13 protein-coding genes are annotated in these 16,439 nt (G+C 65.5%); 9 read left to right on the forward strand and 4 right to left on the reverse strand.

Going from position 1 to position 16,439, the window contains the following annotated elements:
• Window positions 1-205: 205 nt before the first annotated feature.
• The 3 genes from K307_RS13150 to K307_RS13160 all read right to left on the reverse strand — a co-directional run bounded on the left by K307_RS13150 (window position 206) and on the right by K307_RS13160 (window position 4,304).
• Window positions 206-1,195 carry a tripartite tricarboxylate transporter substrate binding protein gene (locus K307_RS13150; RefSeq protein ID WP_419187117.1) on the reverse strand — a complete coding sequence of 330 codons (990 nt, stop codon included), beginning with the start codon at window positions 1,193-1,195 and terminating at the stop codon, window positions 206-208.
• Between the two features lie 290 nt (window positions 1,196-1,485).
• A complete protein-coding gene (locus K307_RS13155) occupies window positions 1,486-3,804 on the reverse strand; it encodes a molybdopterin cofactor-binding domain-containing protein (protein ID WP_051974857.1) in 2,319 nt (772 codons plus the stop codon).
• Between the two features lie 20 nt (window positions 3,805-3,824).
• Complete coding sequence (locus K307_RS13160; protein WP_042878759.1) at window positions 3,825-4,304, reverse strand: (2Fe-2S)-binding protein; 480 nt, start codon at window positions 4,302-4,304, stop codon at window positions 3,825-3,827.
• A gap of 229 nt (window positions 4,305-4,533) precedes the next feature.
• Between K307_RS13160 and K307_RS13165 the strand changes: the two genes are divergently transcribed.
• The 7 genes from K307_RS13165 to K307_RS13195 all read left to right on the forward strand — a co-directional run bounded on the left by K307_RS13165 (window position 4,534) and on the right by K307_RS13195 (window position 11,979).
• Window positions 4,534-5,436 carry a LysR family transcriptional regulator gene (locus K307_RS13165; protein WP_042878761.1) on the forward strand — a complete coding sequence of 301 codons (903 nt, stop codon included), beginning with the start codon at window positions 4,534-4,536 and terminating at the stop codon, window positions 5,434-5,436.
• Between the two features lie 87 nt (window positions 5,437-5,523).
• Window positions 5,524-6,153, forward strand: coding sequence for a helix-turn-helix transcriptional regulator (locus K307_RS13170; RefSeq protein ID WP_042878762.1), 630 nt, complete (start codon window positions 5,524-5,526; stop codon window positions 6,151-6,153).
• Window positions 6,143-7,114, forward strand: a complete 972-nt coding sequence (locus K307_RS13175) for an ornithine cyclodeaminase family protein (RefSeq protein WP_042878763.1) — start codon at window positions 6,143-6,145, stop codon at window positions 7,112-7,114. Before K307_RS13170 ends, K307_RS13175 begins: the two co-directional genes overlap by 11 nt.
• Before the next feature lie 158 nt (window positions 7,115-7,272).
• On the forward strand, window positions 7,273-8,256 hold the full coding sequence (locus K307_RS13180; RefSeq protein WP_042878764.1) for a Bug family tripartite tricarboxylate transporter substrate binding protein: 984 nt from the start codon (window positions 7,273-7,275) through the stop codon (window positions 8,254-8,256).
• Between the two features lie 14 nt (window positions 8,257-8,270).
• Window positions 8,271-9,809: a M81 family metallopeptidase gene (locus K307_RS13185; protein ID WP_042878766.1), complete on the forward strand. Its 1,539-nt coding sequence runs from the start codon at window positions 8,271-8,273 to the stop codon at window positions 9,807-9,809.
• 32 nt (window positions 9,810-9,841) lie between these two features.
• A complete protein-coding gene (locus K307_RS13190) occupies window positions 9,842-10,978 on the forward strand; it encodes a DSD1 family PLP-dependent enzyme (protein WP_042878767.1) in 1,137 nt (378 codons plus the stop codon).
• Between the two features lie 167 nt (window positions 10,979-11,145).
• Complete coding sequence (locus K307_RS13195) at window positions 11,146-11,979, forward strand: MurR/RpiR family transcriptional regulator (protein WP_042881964.1); 834 nt, start codon at window positions 11,146-11,148, stop codon at window positions 11,977-11,979.
• Here K307_RS13195 and K307_RS13200 read toward each other — a convergent pair.
• The gene (locus K307_RS13200; protein ID WP_080745015.1) at window positions 11,966-12,817 is read right to left on the reverse strand and encodes an HAD-IIA family hydrolase; all 852 of its coding nucleotides are present in this window, start codon (window positions 12,815-12,817) and stop codon (window positions 11,966-11,968) included. The genes K307_RS13195 and K307_RS13200 overlap by 14 nt on opposite strands.
• A 354-nt stretch (window positions 12,818-13,171) precedes the next feature.
• On the opposite strand from K307_RS13200, the gene K307_RS13205 reads away from it, so the two are divergent.
• Together K307_RS13205 and K307_RS13210 are read left to right on the forward strand one after the other, a co-directional pair.
• Window positions 13,172-15,322 (forward strand): phosphocholine-specific phospholipase C, encoded by a 2,151-nt coding sequence (locus K307_RS13205; RefSeq protein ID WP_042878769.1) that lies wholly within the window; start codon window positions 13,172-13,174, stop codon window positions 15,320-15,322.
• A gap of 117 nt (window positions 15,323-15,439) precedes the next feature.
• Window positions 15,440-16,387: a phosphate/phosphite/phosphonate ABC transporter substrate-binding protein gene (locus K307_RS13210; protein ID WP_042878771.1), complete on the forward strand. Its 948-nt coding sequence runs from the start codon at window positions 15,440-15,442 to the stop codon at window positions 16,385-16,387.
• Window positions 16,388-16,439 lie beyond the last annotated feature (52 nt).

Genomic DNA, 16,439 nt, shown 5'->3' on the forward strand with positions numbered 1-16,439 from the left:
CGGTTGAAAGAAAGTCGGCGCAATTAGGCGCTTCGACGGAAAATATGCGATCAAAGCCGTGCATGCCGGCATTCACGAACTGCACGACAGCAGGGAATTCTCTACCGGCTGATCCGCCGGCTTTCCTCCTGACCGGCTGGCTGGCCTGAGATCGGGCCAGCCAGCAATTGGCAGTGCGGGCAACGCGAAAACACATCGACCCATATCAGTCCACGACGATGTTCTGTTGCTTGGCGAGCGTCCTCCACCGCTCCACGTCCTGCCCGATGGTGGCGGCGAACTGGGCCGGCGTGACGGGCATGGCTTCGGCGCCCTCCTTCAGGATCGCCGCCTTGATCTCGGGCTTGGACAAGACAGCATTGACGGCGGCGTTCAGTTGGTTGACGATCGCCGGCGGCGTGCCGGCCGGCGCCAGCAGGCCCCACCAGAGCTCGAACTCGTAGCCCGGCACCGCGCTGGACATGGGCGTGAGTTCCGGCGCGATCGCGCTCGGCCTGAGGCTGGTGATGCCAACGGCGCGCACCTTGCCGGCGCGGACCATCGGCAGCAGCGACGGGCCGGTGGAGATCAGCAACTGCGTCTGGTTGCCGATCAGGTCGGTCAAGGCGGGGGGCATGCCGCGATACGGGACATGCGTGATGAACAGGTTGCCGGCCATGGCCTTGAGCAGCTCGGTGCCGAACTGGTTGACGCCGCCCGGCCCGGACGAGGCGTAGTTGTACTTGCCTGGATTGGCGCGGATCGCGGCGATCAGTTCCTGCGGTGTCTTGGCGGGGAATGCGTTGTTGACCGCGACGATGAACGGCCCTCGCGCAAACATCGCCACCGGCGCGAAGCTCTTGACCGCATCGAACGGCAGTTTGGCCTGCACCGCGGCATTGGTTGTCATGCTGGACGACACGGCGACCAGCGTGTACCCGTCCGGGGCGGACTTGGCGACCATGCCGGTGCCGGTATTGCCGCTGGCGCCGGGGCGGTTGTCGATGACGACGGGTTGCTTGAGCTCCTCGCCGATCCCCTTGGCGACGATGCGCGCGAAGATGTCGTTGGAGCCGCCCGGCGGATAGGGCACGACGATGGTGATGGGCTTGCTTGGATACCCGCCCCGCGCGAAGACCGCGCCGGACACCAGGCTGGCAATTAGCGTGGCGGCGAGCGCCACGCTACGGGAAACGGATGCGGATGCTGATTTCAAAATGCCTCCATCTGTGTCCTTGTTGTCCCACGCGGGGCAGCCTGCTCCCGGCTGCGTCAGGCGGGCGGTAATCCAAGGCGCCTCGCGGGATGACATGACCGGTCACCTTAAACATGCAAGCCAGATGGCGCATGTCGAGGAACGCGGATCTTCGCCGGCATCAGTGTCTTCAGCCCACGCGTCCTGGACAATATATGCAATAGTAGATATTTTGTCCAGCATCGGATTGTTTATCGCGCCGGGCGGCGGATCGCGTACGTGTGACGACCGCTTCGCTCGATCCGGTCAGATCAGGCCTGGAGCTGGTCCCGGATCGGCAGCGTGCGGATGCGCTTGCCGGTGGCGGCAAAGATTGCGTTGCACAGCGCTGGCGCAATCGTCGGCGTCGCCGGCTCGCCGACCCCGCCGAGCGGCACGTCGAAGCGGCTCGGCAGCAGGTGCACATGGATCTCCCGCGGTGCCGCCGGCGCGCGCAACACCTCGTACTGGTGGAAATTGTCCTGCTGGGGACGCCCGTTCCTGAAGGTGATTTCGCCGCTGGTGGCAAGGCTGAGCCCCATGATGCAAGCGCCTTCGACCTGCGAGCGGATGCGATCCGGGTTCACGTGGGGACCGCAATCGACCGCAACGTCGATGCGCGGTACGGTGATGCTGCCGTCCTGGCCGACCACCACTTCCACCACCGCGGCCACGTAGGTCACGAAGCTGTAGCAGACCGCCAGGCCCAGGCCGCGGCCCGACGGCAGCTTGCGGCCCCAGCCCGCTGCGCCGGTTGCCACTTCGATGGTCTTGCGCAGCCTGCCCGTATCCAGCGGATACTGCTGCGGCGACTCACCGTAGTTCCAGGTGTCGCCCATCTGGCCAGGGTCCATGCGGCGATCCCGGCCCAGCAGCGCCAGCAGGTAGTCGCGATGATCCTGGCCCGCCGCCGCCGCCAGTTCCGCGGCGAATGACTGCACGGCGAAAGCGTGCGGAATATTGGACACGGAGCGGAACCAGCCGATGCGGGTACGCGCCGCCACCTCGGGGTTCTCCACCCGCAGGTTAGGGATGTCGAAGGGCACATTGATCGCGGACATGCCCAGCTCCACCGCCGATTCCGACTTGGCGCCGGCCGTGAAGGTAGAGCTGATAGACGACGCCGCGGTCCGGTGCAGCCAGGCGAGCGCCTTGCCGTCCGGCCCCAGCATGGCCTCCAGATGCTCCACCGAGACGGTGTGGAAGTAGTCGTGGTGGAGATCGTCGTCGCGTGTCCAGGTCACCTTGACCGGCTTGCCGCCCGTTGCCTTGGACAACAGCGCGGCCTCCGCGACAAAATCGGGCTTGGATTTGCGGCCGAAGCCGCCTCCCAGCAGCGTCACGTGGACGGTCACGTTCTCAGGCTTGAGACCCAGGGCCTTGGCCACGGTCTCGCGCGTGGCCTGCGGCGCCTGCACCGGTGCCCACACCTCGCAGGACCCGTTGCCCACCTTTGCCGTGGCGACCGGCGGTTCCATCGAGGCATGCGCGATATGCGGCAGGTAGTATTGCGCGGTGATCCGCTTGCCGCTGCCGGCCAGCGCCGCCATCGCGTCGCCCTGGTTTCTCACCACCCTGCCCGGCCGGTTGGCCGCCGCTTCCATGCTGGCCTTGAAAGCAGCCGAATCGTAGCCGGCGTTGGGGCCGTCCTCCCACTGGATCTTCAGCGCTTCGCGGCCCTTGATGGCGGCCCAGGTATTGGTGGCAAGCACCGCCACCCCACCCAGCGGATTGAACAGGGCCGGCGCCGGGCTGCCGGCAAGTGCCACGACCTTGACTACGCCTGGCACCTTTTCGGCCTGCGCCGCGTCAAAGCTGGCCACCTTGCCGCCAAAGACCGGAGGACGGGCGATGACGGCGTACAGCATGCCGTCCATGCGCACGTCGATGCCGTACTGCGCGCGGCCGGTGGCGATATTGCGGCCATCGATATTGCGCGTGCTGTCCTTGCCGATATAGCGGAACGCGGCGGGATCCTTGAGCTTTAGACTCGCGGCCGGGGGCACGGGCAGGCGGGCCGCGTCGCGCGCCACCGCGCCGTAGCCCAGCTTCCTGCCGCTCACGGCATGCCCCACCTCATGGTTGCGCGCCTGCACTTCGCTCACCGGCACGCCCCAGCGTGCGGCGGCGGCGGCTTCCAGCATCTGCCGCGCACTGGCGCCAACGCGCCGCATCGGCTCGAAGAAATGCCGGATGCTGCGTGAGCCGTCGGTATTCTGGTTGCCATAGCGCGCTTCGTTGCCCACGGCCTGCACCACCGCCACGCGGGCCCAGTCGGCTTCCAGCTCGTCGGCCACCACCATCGGCAGGCTGGTGCGCACCCCCTGCCCCATCTCGGATCGATGGCACACGACCGTGACGCGGCCATCCTCGCCGATCTGCAAGAAGACCAGTGGATCGTCCACCGCGCCACCCGGCATCCCGTCGCGGCCGTACTTCCTCGCCTCCTGCGCCAGCACGACGCCGTCCAGGCCGACCGTCAGTGCCAGTCCTGTCATCGCGCCCATGCCCTTGAGCCATCGGCGCCGACCTGCCGACGCGGGCGCGCCGGTGGTGGCGTCCTGCGCCGTTGCCAGGTCAGTACCGCTCATCCCGCTCATAAATGCCTGTTTCATTTAGCACCCCCCTTGCCTGCCACGTTCGACTTCGCCACATGCCGGATGGCGGCGCGGATGCGCGTATAGGTGCCGCAGCGGCAGATGTTGCCGCTCATGGCGCCGTCGATATCGGCTTCGCTGGGATGCGGATTCGCCTTCAGCAGCGCCGCAGCGGACATCAGCTGGCCGGCTTGGCAGTAGCCGCACTGGGCCACGCCGAACTGTTCCCACGCCGCTTGCAGCGCCTGCCCGACCTTGTCGGCCGCCAGGCCCTCGATGGTCGTGAGCTTCTTGCCTGCTGCCGCGGAAATGGGCGTGACACAGGAGCGGATTGGCTGCCCGTCCAGGTGCATGGTGCAGGCACCGCAAAGCGCCATGCCGCAACCGAACTTGGTGCCGGTCATTCCGAGGTGGTCGCGCACCGCCCACAGCAGTGGCGCATCGTCGGGCAAATCGAACTTCTGGGGCTTACCGTTTATGGTGATTGTTCTCATGTCTTCTTGTGGGGCGTGCCAGTTGGAACGGACGGCCTTGACAAGGCCGCACGCGGCGAATGCAACCGAGATTCTGGTGCGCGCGCGGCGTACCCGGAATGAAAGTCTTGGGAATTCATAGTTCCAGGCGTCGGAATTCTTCTTTATGCCGAAGCGCGTACAATCTAGCTCATATATCGTTGAGCTGAATTCAATGAGCCATTGAGGCAAGCCGCGCTACCTGTCTGCCATGCCCGCCTTCACCCGCACCGAGCTTGCCGATCTCAATGTGTTCGTCACCATCTGCCGCCGCCGCAGCTTCCGGCAAGCGGCCGTCGAGCTGGGGGTGTCGACCTCGGCGCTAAGCCACGCCATGCGCAATCTCGAAGCGCGGCTGGGTGTGAAGCTGCTCAATCGCACCAGTCGCTCGGTGGTGCCGACCGCGGCCGGCAGCGCACTGGCGGAACAGCTCGACAAGGGCTTTGAGACCATCGGCACGGCCATCGATCAGCTCGATCGCTACCGCACTTCGCCGGTCGGCCGCCTGCGTATCAACGTGCCGCGCGACGCGTCCCGCCTACTGATCGGCCCAATCCTGCCGGCATTCATCGAGGCGTACCCGGAGATCCAGATCGACATCACCGTCGACGATCGCCTGATCGACATCGTTGCCGACGGCTACGACGCCGGCATCCGCTACGGCGACACGGTCGCAGGCGACATGATCGCCGTGCCGCTGACGCCACCGTTGCGCTGGGTGATCGTGGGGTCTCCCGCATACCTGGTGCGGTGTGGGCGGCCGACGAAGCCGGACGACCTGATGCGCCACAAGTGCATCCGCATACGCATCGGCGACAACTCGCTGTATCGGTGGGAGCTGGGCAACGGAAGCCGCGCACTCGAACTCGACGTACCTGGCCCGGTAAGCGCCAACGAGACGGACACTGCCGTCGATGCCGCGCTGAACGGCGTCGGGCTCGCGTACTGCCTCGAACGGCGCGTGGCCGACGACATCGCCGCGGGCCGCCTTGAAGTGGTCCTGCCGAAATGGGCGGTCGCCGGTCCGCCAATGGTGATGTATTACCCCAGCCGCCGGCAGACGCTGCCCGGCCTGCGGCAACTGATCGACATGATCCGCTCGTCCAACATCTGACTGGACTGGCGACGGGCGCAAACGAGCGCCATGACACGCTGGATTTTCCTCCTTGACGAATCGTCTAGTTCTGGATAATCTATCCACATGACGAATCGAACCAAGGAGCAGCAAGCGCTGCTCGATCAACTCAAGCAAGTGGCGCAGGGCCTCGGCGAGACCCTGGCGCCGTTTTGCGAGGTCGTTGTCCATGACCTCCTCGATCCCGGGCACGCCATCCTGGCGATCCATAACAATCTTTCGGGTCGCCAGCCTGGCGAGCCCGCTACGGAACTCGGCCTGGCCCGCATCGCCGATCCGCAATACCAGCAAGTCATCGCCAACTATGCGAACCAGTTCGCCGATGGCCGCCAGGCCAAGAGCACGTCCATCGGCATCAAGGATTCCAGCGGGAAATACATCGCGGCCCTGTGCCTGAATGTGGACCTGACCCTGTTCCGTGGCTTGCAGAGCATGCTGGGCCAGTTTGGCAATGTCGGCGCTGCCGCGGGCGTCAGCGAATCGCTCGATCCGCTCGGCGCCGATGCCATCCGGGAACGCATCGACCAGTATGCGGCGCGGCTTGCGACGACGCCCCGTTCGCTGAAGGCGACCGAGCGGCGCGCGCTGATACGCGAGCTCAAGGAATCGGGCTGCATGGAGGTGCGCCGGGCGATGGAGATCGTCGCAATGCACCTGGGCGTATCGCGAGCAACGGTGTACAGCGATGCCAAGTGACGCCCGCCTGCTGCTGCTCGACAAGAACGAAGTGCAGGCCTTGCTACTGCCTGACGACGTCCTGGAAGCCGTGCGCGAGGCCTTCGTGCTGCATAGCGACGGTGAGGGCCGCGTATTCCCGGTAGTGCGGGAGCCCCTGGTAACCGGCGGCGTCTTCGGCATCAAGTCGGGGGACGTGCAGGCACAAGGCTTGCTGGGCTTCAAGGCCGCGGGATTCTGGCCGAACAACCGTCAGCTTGGCGGCGAGCCGCACCAGGCCACCATCATGCTGATCGATCCCGCTACCGGGCGGCCCGTCTGCCTCCTGGACGGCAATGCGGTCACGACCATGCGCACAGGCGCCGCGGGTGGCCTGGGGCTGCGGCAGCTCGCACCGGCGGACAGTACCCGCTTGTGCCTGTTCGGCACCGGTGTGCAGGCGCGCGTGCAGCTCAGCTTCGCGCTGCGGTTGTTGCCAGCGCTTGTCCAGGTCCGCTATGTCACGGTGGACGGCAAGCGCGACGCTGCTTTTGAGGCGCAGTTCGCGCACCGTTGCGAGATCTCGCCGGCGCGCGACTGCAATACCGCCGTGTCGGAGAGCGACATCGTGATCACCGCAACGCCAGGCGGCGGCGCCTTGTTCGAACCGCAGTCGGTGCAACCGGGAACGCACCTGAATTGCGTCGGCGCAGACACCAAAGGCAAGCGCGAGCTGCCCCAGGGCTTGCTGGAGCGGGTGCGCCTGTTCGTCGACGACCAGGCACAAGCACGCCAGATCGGTGAAACCCAGTGGGCTCCCGATACGCCGTGTATCGAACTGGGCGATCTGCTGACAGGAAAGGCGCGCGTGGACCGGCAACCGACCGACATCACGGTATTCGACATGACCGGCCTTGCCCTGCAGGACCTGACCGTCGCACGCCTGCTCCATCAGCGGGCTGGCGCGACCGGCGTGGGTTCCAGCATCCCGTGGTCGTGGTAACGCTTTAATCGATGTTCGCACTATGTAGGAGCCGCTTACTTTTCACGATGTCACCGCAGCCGCTGCGCGGCTTCGGCGCCTTGCCCGCGGCACGCCAGTGATGCGCTTCCGGACGGTCAAGGACCTCCATTCCTTCCTTTTTGTCCGGAGTTGGTTTCATGCGCCCCACCACTGCCTTCACGGCTCTCGCACTGATTGCCGCCTGTAGTTTCACCTCCTCTGCCCGCGCCGCGGACAACGCCTGGCCGCAAAAGCCGGTGACCGTCATCGTTGCCTCCGCTGCCGGCGGATCGGCCGACGTATTGACCCGAATCGTGCTGACGCACCTCGCCAGGGAAACCCACGCCAACTTTGTCGTCGACAATCGCCCAGGTGCCGCCGGCAATATCGGCATGGCACAGGTCAAGCGCGCTGCGCCGGACGGGTACACGATGGGCTACGGCAACATCAACACGCTGGCTATCAACCCTGCGCTGTTCAACAGGCTTCCCTATGATGTGCGACAAGACTTCGTGCCCGTGGGCCGCATGTTCTCCATCTACAACCTGCTGGTCGTCCGAGCCGATTCCCCGGTCAAGAACGTCGGCGAGTTGATTGCGCTCGCCAGGAAATCACCGGGCAAGCTTTCGTACGCGGCTGCGGGCACCGGCAGCAGCGGCCATATGGGCGGCGAATTGCTCAAGAAGATGGCTGGCATCGACGTGCTGTTCATTCCGTACAACGGCGACCCGGCGTCGCTGACCGACCTCGCCGGCGGCCGGCTCGACTACACCATTACCAATGCATCGGTGGCATGGCCACTGGTCAAGAGCGGCAAGCTGCGCGCGCTGGCGATCACCAGCCGCGAACGCGTTGCGCTGTATCCCAACGTGCCGACGCTGAATGAGTCCGGCCTGAAGGGCTATGAAAACGTCTCGTGGGGAGGCCTGGTGTTTCCCAAGGGCACGCCGCAGCCGATCGTCGATAAGGTTGGCACCGCGCTGGAAAAGGTGCTGAAGTCCGACAGCTTGCGCCAGGACCTGTCCAATGCCAACGCCGTCGCGGCCACGGGCAGCCGCGAAGACTTCATCCGCTTTATCGCCAGCGAGCAGAAGAAGTGGGCCGAGCTCGTCGAAACCGCGAAGATCCCCAAGCAGAACTGAGCATTCCGTCGACCATGTCCAATCCCCGCATTGCGATTCTCGGCTTTGCCATCGAATCGAACCGTTTTGCTCCAGTGTCCACGCGCGCCGACTTCGTGGGCCGGGCTTACCTTGCCGGCAGTGCGCTGCTGGCCGATGCCCGCGCTGCCGCGCCCGCGATGACGCCGGAGATCCCGGCCTTTGTCCGCCGCATGGATGCCAGCGGCCCGTGGACGCCGGTGCCGATTCTCTTGGCCAATGCAGAATCGGGCGGCCCCGTCGATCACGCCTTCTTCCTTGAGACGCTCGCTGTCTTCGAACGGGAACTGCGCGCCGCCTTGCCACTGGATGCCGTCTACATCTGCGAGCACGGTGCCGCCATCACCACCGAAGAGGATGATCCCGATGGCCTGGTCTTCGAGCTGGTGAGGTCCATCGTGGGACCGTCGGTGCCGGTCGTCGCCACAGTCGACCTGCATGCCAATGTGTCCGATCGCATGGTCGACGCGGTCGACACGCTTGTTTCCTATCGCCGCAATCCGCATACCGACATGGCGGAACGCGGCACGGAGGCGGCTGAGATACTCATGGAACTGATGCACGGCGCGCGCTTCTGCGTCGCGCATGTGCGCATGCCGGTTTGTGCGCCGCCGACCCAGTTGCTGACCGCGCCCGGCACCGGGCCTTACGCCGACATGATCCAGCATGCGGAAGCGCTGGACGACCCGCGCATCGTCAATATCTCGGTGGTCGGCGGCTTTGCCTTCGGCGATACGCCCAAGAACGGCTTGACGGTGATTGTCTCGACCCGCGGCGATGCCGGGTTCGCCCGGGAGACCGCCCAGGCGCTGGTGACGCCGGCCTGGCTTGGGCGCGCAGCCTTCACGCCCGAGTTGACGTCGCTTGACGAGGCGATCGCGCTGGCCAAGGCCGCCGGCGAGGACCACGCGCTGCCGCCCGTATTGCTGGCCGATGTGGCAGACAACCCCGGCGGCGGCGGACGCGGCAATACCCCTTTTCTGCTGAGGGCGCTATTGCGCGCAGGCGTGCGCGATGCCGTGCTGGGTGTGGTCACGGATCCCGAACTCAGCGCACAGGCCCATGCCCTCGGCGTGGGCACTGAATTCACCGCCCACTTCAATCGCGGCGAAAGCACCGCCTATTCCGAAGCCTTCAGCGCGCCCGCCACGGTACTTCGGCTGCATTCGGGGCAAGGCGTTGGACGCCGGGGGCAACTGGCCGGATGCAGCTTTAACCTGGGCCCGTCGGCCCTGCTGCGAGTGGGAGGCGTGCAGGTCGTGGTGATCACCAACCGCCATCAATGCCACGAGCCCATGTTCTTTGAGATGTTCGGCATCGATATCGCAGCGGCACGCACGGTGGTGGTGAAATCGCGCGGCCATTTCCGCGCTGCCTTCGACGAGTTCTTCGCCCCCGAACAGATCTTCAGCGTCGACGCCCCGGGCCTGACCTCGCCCGTCTTGTCGCGCTTCGACTTCCGGCGGCTGCCCCGCCCAGTCGTCCCGCTGGACGCCATGACAGAGTGGACGCCGCACATCCGCCTGCTGAGCTGACCGCTCCCCAACCATTGCCCCTTCGGTTCGCCATGCACTCTACCCTCGACACCCTCGATACACCCGCAGCCGTCATCGACGTGACGCGCATGCAGCACAACATCGATCGGATGCAGCAGCGCATGAATGCGCTCGGCGTGCGCTTCCGCCCCCACGTCAAGACATCCAAGTGCACGCCGGTCGTGCGTGCCCAGCTCGCCGCCGGCGCAAATGGCATCACGGTGTCCACGCTTAAGGAAGCCGAATATTTTTTTGCCGAGGGCGTCACGGACATCCTCTATGCCGTTGGCATGGCCGCGCACCGGCTTCCCCAGGCGCTGGCTTTGCGCCGGCGAGGCTGCGACCTGAAGCTCCTCACCGACAGCGTGGACAGTGCTGACGCGATTGCAGAATTCGGCCGAGCGAACGGAGAAGTCTTCGAGGTCCTGATCGAGATCGACACGGACGGCCACCGCTCCGGCATCCAGCCCGAGGACCCCGCGCTGCTGGACGTCGGCCACGCCCTGCATGATCGGGGCATGCGCCTGGGTGGCGTGTTGACCCACGCTGGCTCGAGCTATGAGCTTGACACCCCTGAGGCCCTGAGCGCCATGGCCGAGCAAGAACGTGCCGGCTGCGTACATGCGGCCGAGCGTCTGCGGGCGGCGCACCTGCCTTGCCCGGTGGTTAGCGTCGGCTCGACCCCGACGGCGCTTTCCGCCGCGCGGCTCGATGGCGTCACCGAGGTGCGGGCCGGCGTCTATGTTCTGTTTGACCTGGTGATGAGCAACGTGGGCGTCTGTACCACCGATGACATCGCGCTCAGCGTACTGACGACGGTGATCGGCCACCAGACCGACAAGGGCTGGGCCATTGTCGACGCCGGGTGGATGGCGATGAGCCGCGATCGCGGCACCCAGAAGCAGAAGCGGGACTTTGCCTATGGGCAGGTCTGCACGATCGACGGCACGGTGTTGCCGGGCTATGTGCTGAGCGGCGCCAACCAGGAGCACGGCATCGTGTCGCGCGAAGGCGTGCCCGATGCTGACATCGCCGGGCGCTTTCCGGTTGGCACGCGGCTGCGCATCCTTCCCAACCATGCGTGCGCGACCGGCGCGCAGTTCCCCGAATACCGGGCGCTCGCCGCAGGCGGTGAACTGGCGCTATGGGAGCGCTTCCATGGCTGGTGACACGGGCGCGGCAAGGATCGTACGCGGAAGTCTTCTACAATGGCGGCCATGTGTCCGCAGCGCCGGACGCGCGACGGAAACCATCCATGCCAGCGAAGAAGAAACTCCCGGGAAAGACCGCCCCGAGCAAGGCCGCCCCGAGCCCGCAGCAAGCCACGCTGAGCGCCATCGTGGCGCGCATCGACAGCATCCGCGACACGCTGGGTGCCACCGGCCAGCGCATTGCCGACTTCATTGCTGGCCATCCGGAGGAAGTGGTCCATATGTCCGTCAGCGAAGTGGCCGAGCGCACCGGCGCCAGTGAAGGCAGCGTGGTCGGGCTGTGCAAGACGCTCGGCGCCACCGGCTTCCAGCAGTTGAAGATCGTGCTGGCGCAGGAGATCGTGCAGCCGGTCCAGATGATCCACGAAGACCTGGAACCGAAGGACGATGCGGCGGCAGTCGTGCGCAAGATTTTCCAGAGCAATGTGCAGACCCTGCACGATACCCAGTCGACCCTGGATGTGGCCGCGCTGCAGCGCGCGGTTCATATCCTGAAGAAGGCCAAGCGCATCGAGATCTACGGCATCGGCAGCGCGGCCACCATCGCCGAGGATGCGCATTACCGCATGCTGCGCATCGGCCTTAACGTCAAGGCGGTGATCGATTCGCACGTGCAGGTGATCAGCGCGGCCTTGACGGGGCCGGATGTCGCGGTGCTGACCATCTCGCATTCCGGAAGCACGTATGAAACCGTGACGGCGACGCGACTGGCGAAGGAGGCCGGCGCGCACACCATCTGCATCACCAACTTCGGTAAATCGCCAATCCAGGCCTTCTCCGATGTGGTGCTGCTGACGATGGCGCGCGAGACCCACTTTCGCACGGAGGCAATGACCAGCCGGCTGGCACAACTGGCGATCATCGATGTGCTGATCGCCTGCCTGGCGCTGACTGACTACGACCGCGCGGTCAAGACGATCCGCCACACCTTCGACGTGCTGTCGCTCAAACGCTATTGAGCCTGGCGTGCAGGGCCGTGCGGCCGGCACACCATGTGTCAAGCAACTGAGCCGGGGTCTCCGCCTCCGCCCCGGAGCCGGTGCCAAGGAGCAGATATGACATGCCCATCGCGACCGCGCCCGCGGCATCGGTTGCCGGATTGTCGCCGATCATCAGCGCCTGCGCCGGGCTCGCCTGCAACCGCCGCAGTCCTTCGTGAAACAGCGCATCGGCGGGCTTGCCGATGATGCACTCGGGATGCACGCCGGCACAGGCTGTCAGCGCGGCGAGCAGCGCACCGGTTTCCGGCACGCAGGTGCCGTTGTCGCCGGGATGGCTGAGATCGGGATTGGTGACCAGCAGCCTGGCGCCGGCGCGCAGCACGTTCGCCGCCAGCGCCAGCTTGCCGTAGTTGAAGTCGGGATCGCGCGCCAGCAGCACCACGTCAGCGCCCTGTTCCACCAGTTGGCAACCGATCCGCTTCGCATAGCGGCGCAATGCCGGGCTGCCCAGCAACAGCACCCTCGCCTCGGGGGAGGTGCGGCGCAGCCAGTTCACAGTCATTTCGCCGGCAAGCACGAGTTGCTCCGGCGCAACGGCCAGGCCCATGCGGCGCAGCTTGCGCGACATGCCGGCCGCCGTGTCGGTCGAGTTGTTGGACACGATGGCATAGCGGCCCTGCAACGCCTCGAGCAATGCGACCGCGCCCGGCATGGGGGCGCCGTTGCGGATCAGCGTGCCGTCCAGGTCGACGATGTAGCGCCATGCCGGCGCGCGCCAGGGCGGCAGCGCCGCCCGCGGGATGGGAGCCTCGTCGGTCGCACGTTGGCCAGAGGGGAACCGCCTGATATCTGTCATCTTTGCGTTCGATTATTTTGAGCAACGCTCATTCTACATATTTTTTTTATTGAGCAATATTCATTGGATTGTCATGTAGGTCTTCTAGCATCCGTGTTGCCCCATCCCCCACCACGTGACACGGAACCTCCATGAACACCCTGCGAACGAGATGTCTCGCTGTACTGGCTGGCGTTGTACTGAGCTCGGCGCTTGCCGGCTGCGGCGGCGGAGAAGACTCCGCATCCACGGCAACGTCACAGCAACTTTCATCGGCACAAGCGAACGAGCAAAAAAAGCCGGCGGACACGCTGCGCTGCGCCCCCTGAGCCTCTGTTGATCTCCTCCCCACGCCATCGCCCACAGGTCAGCCACATGCAATCCAACGACAGACGCAATTTCCTCCGCACCGCCACCCAGGCCATGAGTGCCGCCGCCGCGCTCACGGTGCTGCCGCCGAGCATCCGCCGCGCGCTTGCCGTGCCCGCCGCTGTAGAGACGGGCACCATCAAGGACGTCAAGCACATCGTCATCCTCATGCAGGAAAACCGTGCCTTCAATCACTACTTCGGCACGATGAAGGGCGTGCGAGGCTTCGGCGACCGCTTCCCGATCCCGCTCGAAAGCGGCAAACCCGTCTGGTATCAGTCGGATGGCACGAAGGAGATCCCGCCGTTCCACCTGGACAAGCAGACCATGAACGCACTGCTGGTCCCGAGCACGCCGCACTCGTTCTCCGATGCGCAGGCGGCCTGGAACCAGGGCAAGTTCGGCATGTGGCCCAAGTACAAGAAGCCCTACTCGATGGGCTACTACAAGCGCGACGACATCCCCTTCCAGTTCGCGCTGGCCGAAGCCTTCACCATCTGCGACGCCTACCACTGCTCCATCACCACCGGCACGGATCCCAACCGCATCGTCTTCTTCTCGGGTTCCAACTTCAACCCGGAACTCGGCAAGAGCGGCGTCAACTGCACCGATACAGACTCCGAGCCGAACAACCTGCGCTGCTGGATCACGGGCGCGCTGCCGACGCCGGGCTACACCTATGCCGGCTCGTCCTTCCGTTGGCCGACGATTCCCGATGTCCTGCAAAAGGCCGGCATCAGCTGGCGCATCTACCAGAATCCGAACGACAACTGGACTGGCGCGATGCACGGAGGCCTGGCCTTCGATTCGTTCCGCACGGCGCCGCCGGAGTCGCCGCTGTACAAGGAAGGCATGAGCCTGTGGACCATCGAGGACCTGCAGCGCGACGTGATGAACGGCACGCTGCCCGAGGTAGTGTGGGTGCTGCCGACCAAGCTGCAGTCCGAACACCCGGGCGCGCCGTCAAGCCCGCAGCACGGCGGCAACTTCACCGCCCAGGTGCTGAACGCACTGACGTCGAACCCGGACGTCTGGAGCAAGACCGTGTTCTTCCAGACCTTCGACGAGAACGACGGGCTGTTCGATCACCTGCCGCCGCCGGCCGTACCCTCCTACAACCTGGACGGCACGCTCGCCGGCAAGTCGACGCTGCCGCTGGAAGGCGAGTATTTCTCGGACCCGGCACGCAAGTACCTGCATCCCCAGGACACCATCAGCGGCAACCTGCGCCCGTGGGGACTGGGACCGCGCGTGCCGATGTACGTGGTATCGCCATGGAGCAAGGGCGGCTGGGTCAATTCGCAGACCTTCGATCACACGTCGGTGGGCCGGTTCCTCGAGCAGCGCTTCGGCATCACCATTCCCGCCATCAGCCCCTGGCACCGCGCGGTCAGCGGCGATCTCACCTCGGCCTTCGATTTCGCCACGCCTAACGACCCGAAATTCCCCGCACTACCCGATACCAGCGACTACGCGATCATCGAAGCCCAGCAAAAGACCATGCCGGCGCCGACGCCGCCCGCCACGCCGCAGCCGCTGCTCCAGGAAATCGGCACCCGCTTCTCGCGCGCTCTGCCCTACGAGCTGCACACCAGCGCGCGCGTCGACAGCGCGGGCCGCAGCGTGACCCTGCTGTTCGCCAACAGCGGCGCGCAGGGGGCGGTGTTCCATGTCTACGACAAGCTGCACCTGGACCGCATCCCGCGACGCTACACCGTGGAAGCGGACAAGACCTTGTCGGACGCGTGGGACATCGTCGCAGACAACGGCAAGTACGACCTGTGGGTGCTTGGGCCGAACGGCTTCGTCCGCCATTTCACCGGCACCGCGGCTGCCAGCGGCGCGCAGCCGGAGTGCCAGGTCTGCTACGACCCGAAGAACGGCCAGTTGTACCTGCATATGCGCAACACCGGCAACGCCGCGTGCACCGTCACGGTACAGTCCAACGCGTACCGGAACGATGGCCCGTGGACGCTGACCGTACCCGCGGGCGGCGAGGTCGTGGAAGAGCGCTGGTCGCTGGAAAGGAGCGCGCGCTGGTACGACTTCAGCGTCGTGCGCGCGGACGACGCGAGCTACCTGCGGCGCTTTGCCGGCCGTCTTGAAACCGGCAAGGACAGCGTCAGTGATCCGGCCATGGCCATGCCCGCCGCGTGATTTCCGGCGCTTACTGATTTTTGACTATTGAGCGGGCGGCCTGCCTTGGTGCAGGCCGCTTGCCCATTCGCCGCCATCGGCGGCGGCTATACCACCGAGAGGGGAGGATCTATCACCATGGACCGCAGATTTTGCATCCGTACCATCACGGCAGTAGCGTTGGCGTGCGCCGGCCTGTCCGGCAGCGCGACCGTGTTCGCCCAGGCGCAGCACGATGGCAGCGCCGCCAGCCCGTTGCGCGTCGTTCTGATTCCGGCCGACGGTGGCACCGAGGACGGCACGAAGAAAGATTTCGAGCCCATCTTCGGCGCCATCAGCCAGGCCACGGGACTGAAATTCGATATCAAGATCGGACAGAGCTACGGCGCCGTGGTCGAGGCGATGTGCAATGGCGCCGCCGATATCGCCTGGTATGGCCCGGCCAGCTACCTGCAGGCCCGCGCCCGCGGCTGCGCGGAACTGCTCGCGCTCGCCGTGCGCGACGGCCAGTCGGTGTACTACTCGGGCATCTTCGCCCGCGCCGATGCCGGCATCTCGCGGATCAGTGACCTGAGAGGCAAGAAGATCGCGCTGGGCGATGTCAACTCGACGTCGAGCTTCAATGTGCCCGTGGCGATGATGCTGTCGTCCGGTATCCGGCCGGCCAGCGACGCTGCCGCGATCAGCATGGCCGGCAGCCACGCCAATGTGCTCAAGGCGCTGGCCGAGGGCCTGGTCGATGCGGGTGGTGCTTCGTTCGACTCCTTCGAGAAAGCGGCCAACGCGAATGCCATCGACCCCGCTAGGATCAAGGTGGTGGCGAAGAGCGCGCCGATCCCCTACCCGCCGCTGGCCATGCATCCAAAACTGAGCGACGGCGTCAAGGCGAGGCTGCGCGACGCTTTCAACAACATCAACAAGCTGCCCGGCATCACCAAAGACCAGATCCGCGGCTATGGCGGCAGCAAGGTCGACGGCTATACCTCAAAGGTGAGCGAAACCGACATGGCGGCCGCGGGCAAGATGTTCGACCTGGTGACCGACCAGGTCAAGACCGACATCATCAGGAAGGCAAGCGCGCGCTAAGTACTGTCTGCGTACCGAGTGCGTACCGTTTGCGCATGCCGGCCCCCTGCCC

Source organism: Cupriavidus necator A5-1, assembly GCF_000744095.1.
Classification (GTDB): domain Bacteria; phylum Pseudomonadota; class Gammaproteobacteria; order Burkholderiales; family Burkholderiaceae; genus Cupriavidus; species Cupriavidus necator_A.

Bases quoted from the DNA above. Each gene is read 5' to 3' on its own strand.
- K307_RS13200 (WP_080745015.1), bottom strand. From the start codon at position 12,817: ATGACAGATATCAGGCGGTTCCCCTCTGGCCAACGTGCGACCGACGAG.
- K307_RS13160 (WP_042878759.1), bottom strand. From the start codon at position 4,304: ATGAGAACAATCACCATAAACGGTAAGCCCCAGAAGTTCGATTTGCCC.
- K307_RS13185 (WP_042878766.1), top strand. From the start codon at position 8,271: ATGTCCAATCCCCGCATTGCGATTCTCGGCTTTGCCATCGAATCGAAC.
- K307_RS13155 (WP_051974857.1), bottom strand. From the start codon at position 3,804: ATGAGCGGTACTGACCTGGCAACGGCGCAGGACGCCACCACCGGCGCG.
- K307_RS13180 (WP_042878764.1), top strand. From the start codon at position 7,273: ATGCGCCCCACCACTGCCTTCACGGCTCTCGCACTGATTGCCGCCTGT.
- K307_RS13205 (WP_042878769.1), top strand. From the start codon at position 13,172: ATGCAATCCAACGACAGACGCAATTTCCTCCGCACCGCCACCCAGGCC.
- K307_RS13190 (WP_042878767.1), top strand. From the start codon at position 9,842: ATGCACTCTACCCTCGACACCCTCGATACACCCGCAGCCGTCATCGAC.
- K307_RS13165 (WP_042878761.1), top strand. From the start codon at position 4,534: ATGCCCGCCTTCACCCGCACCGAGCTTGCCGATCTCAATGTGTTCGTC.
- K307_RS13170 (WP_042878762.1), top strand. From the start codon at position 5,524: ATGACGAATCGAACCAAGGAGCAGCAAGCGCTGCTCGATCAACTCAAG.
- K307_RS13210 (WP_042878771.1), top strand. From the start codon at position 15,440: ATGGACCGCAGATTTTGCATCCGTACCATCACGGCAGTAGCGTTGGCG.
- K307_RS13175 (WP_042878763.1), top strand. From the start codon at position 6,143: ATGCCAAGTGACGCCCGCCTGCTGCTGCTCGACAAGAACGAAGTGCAG.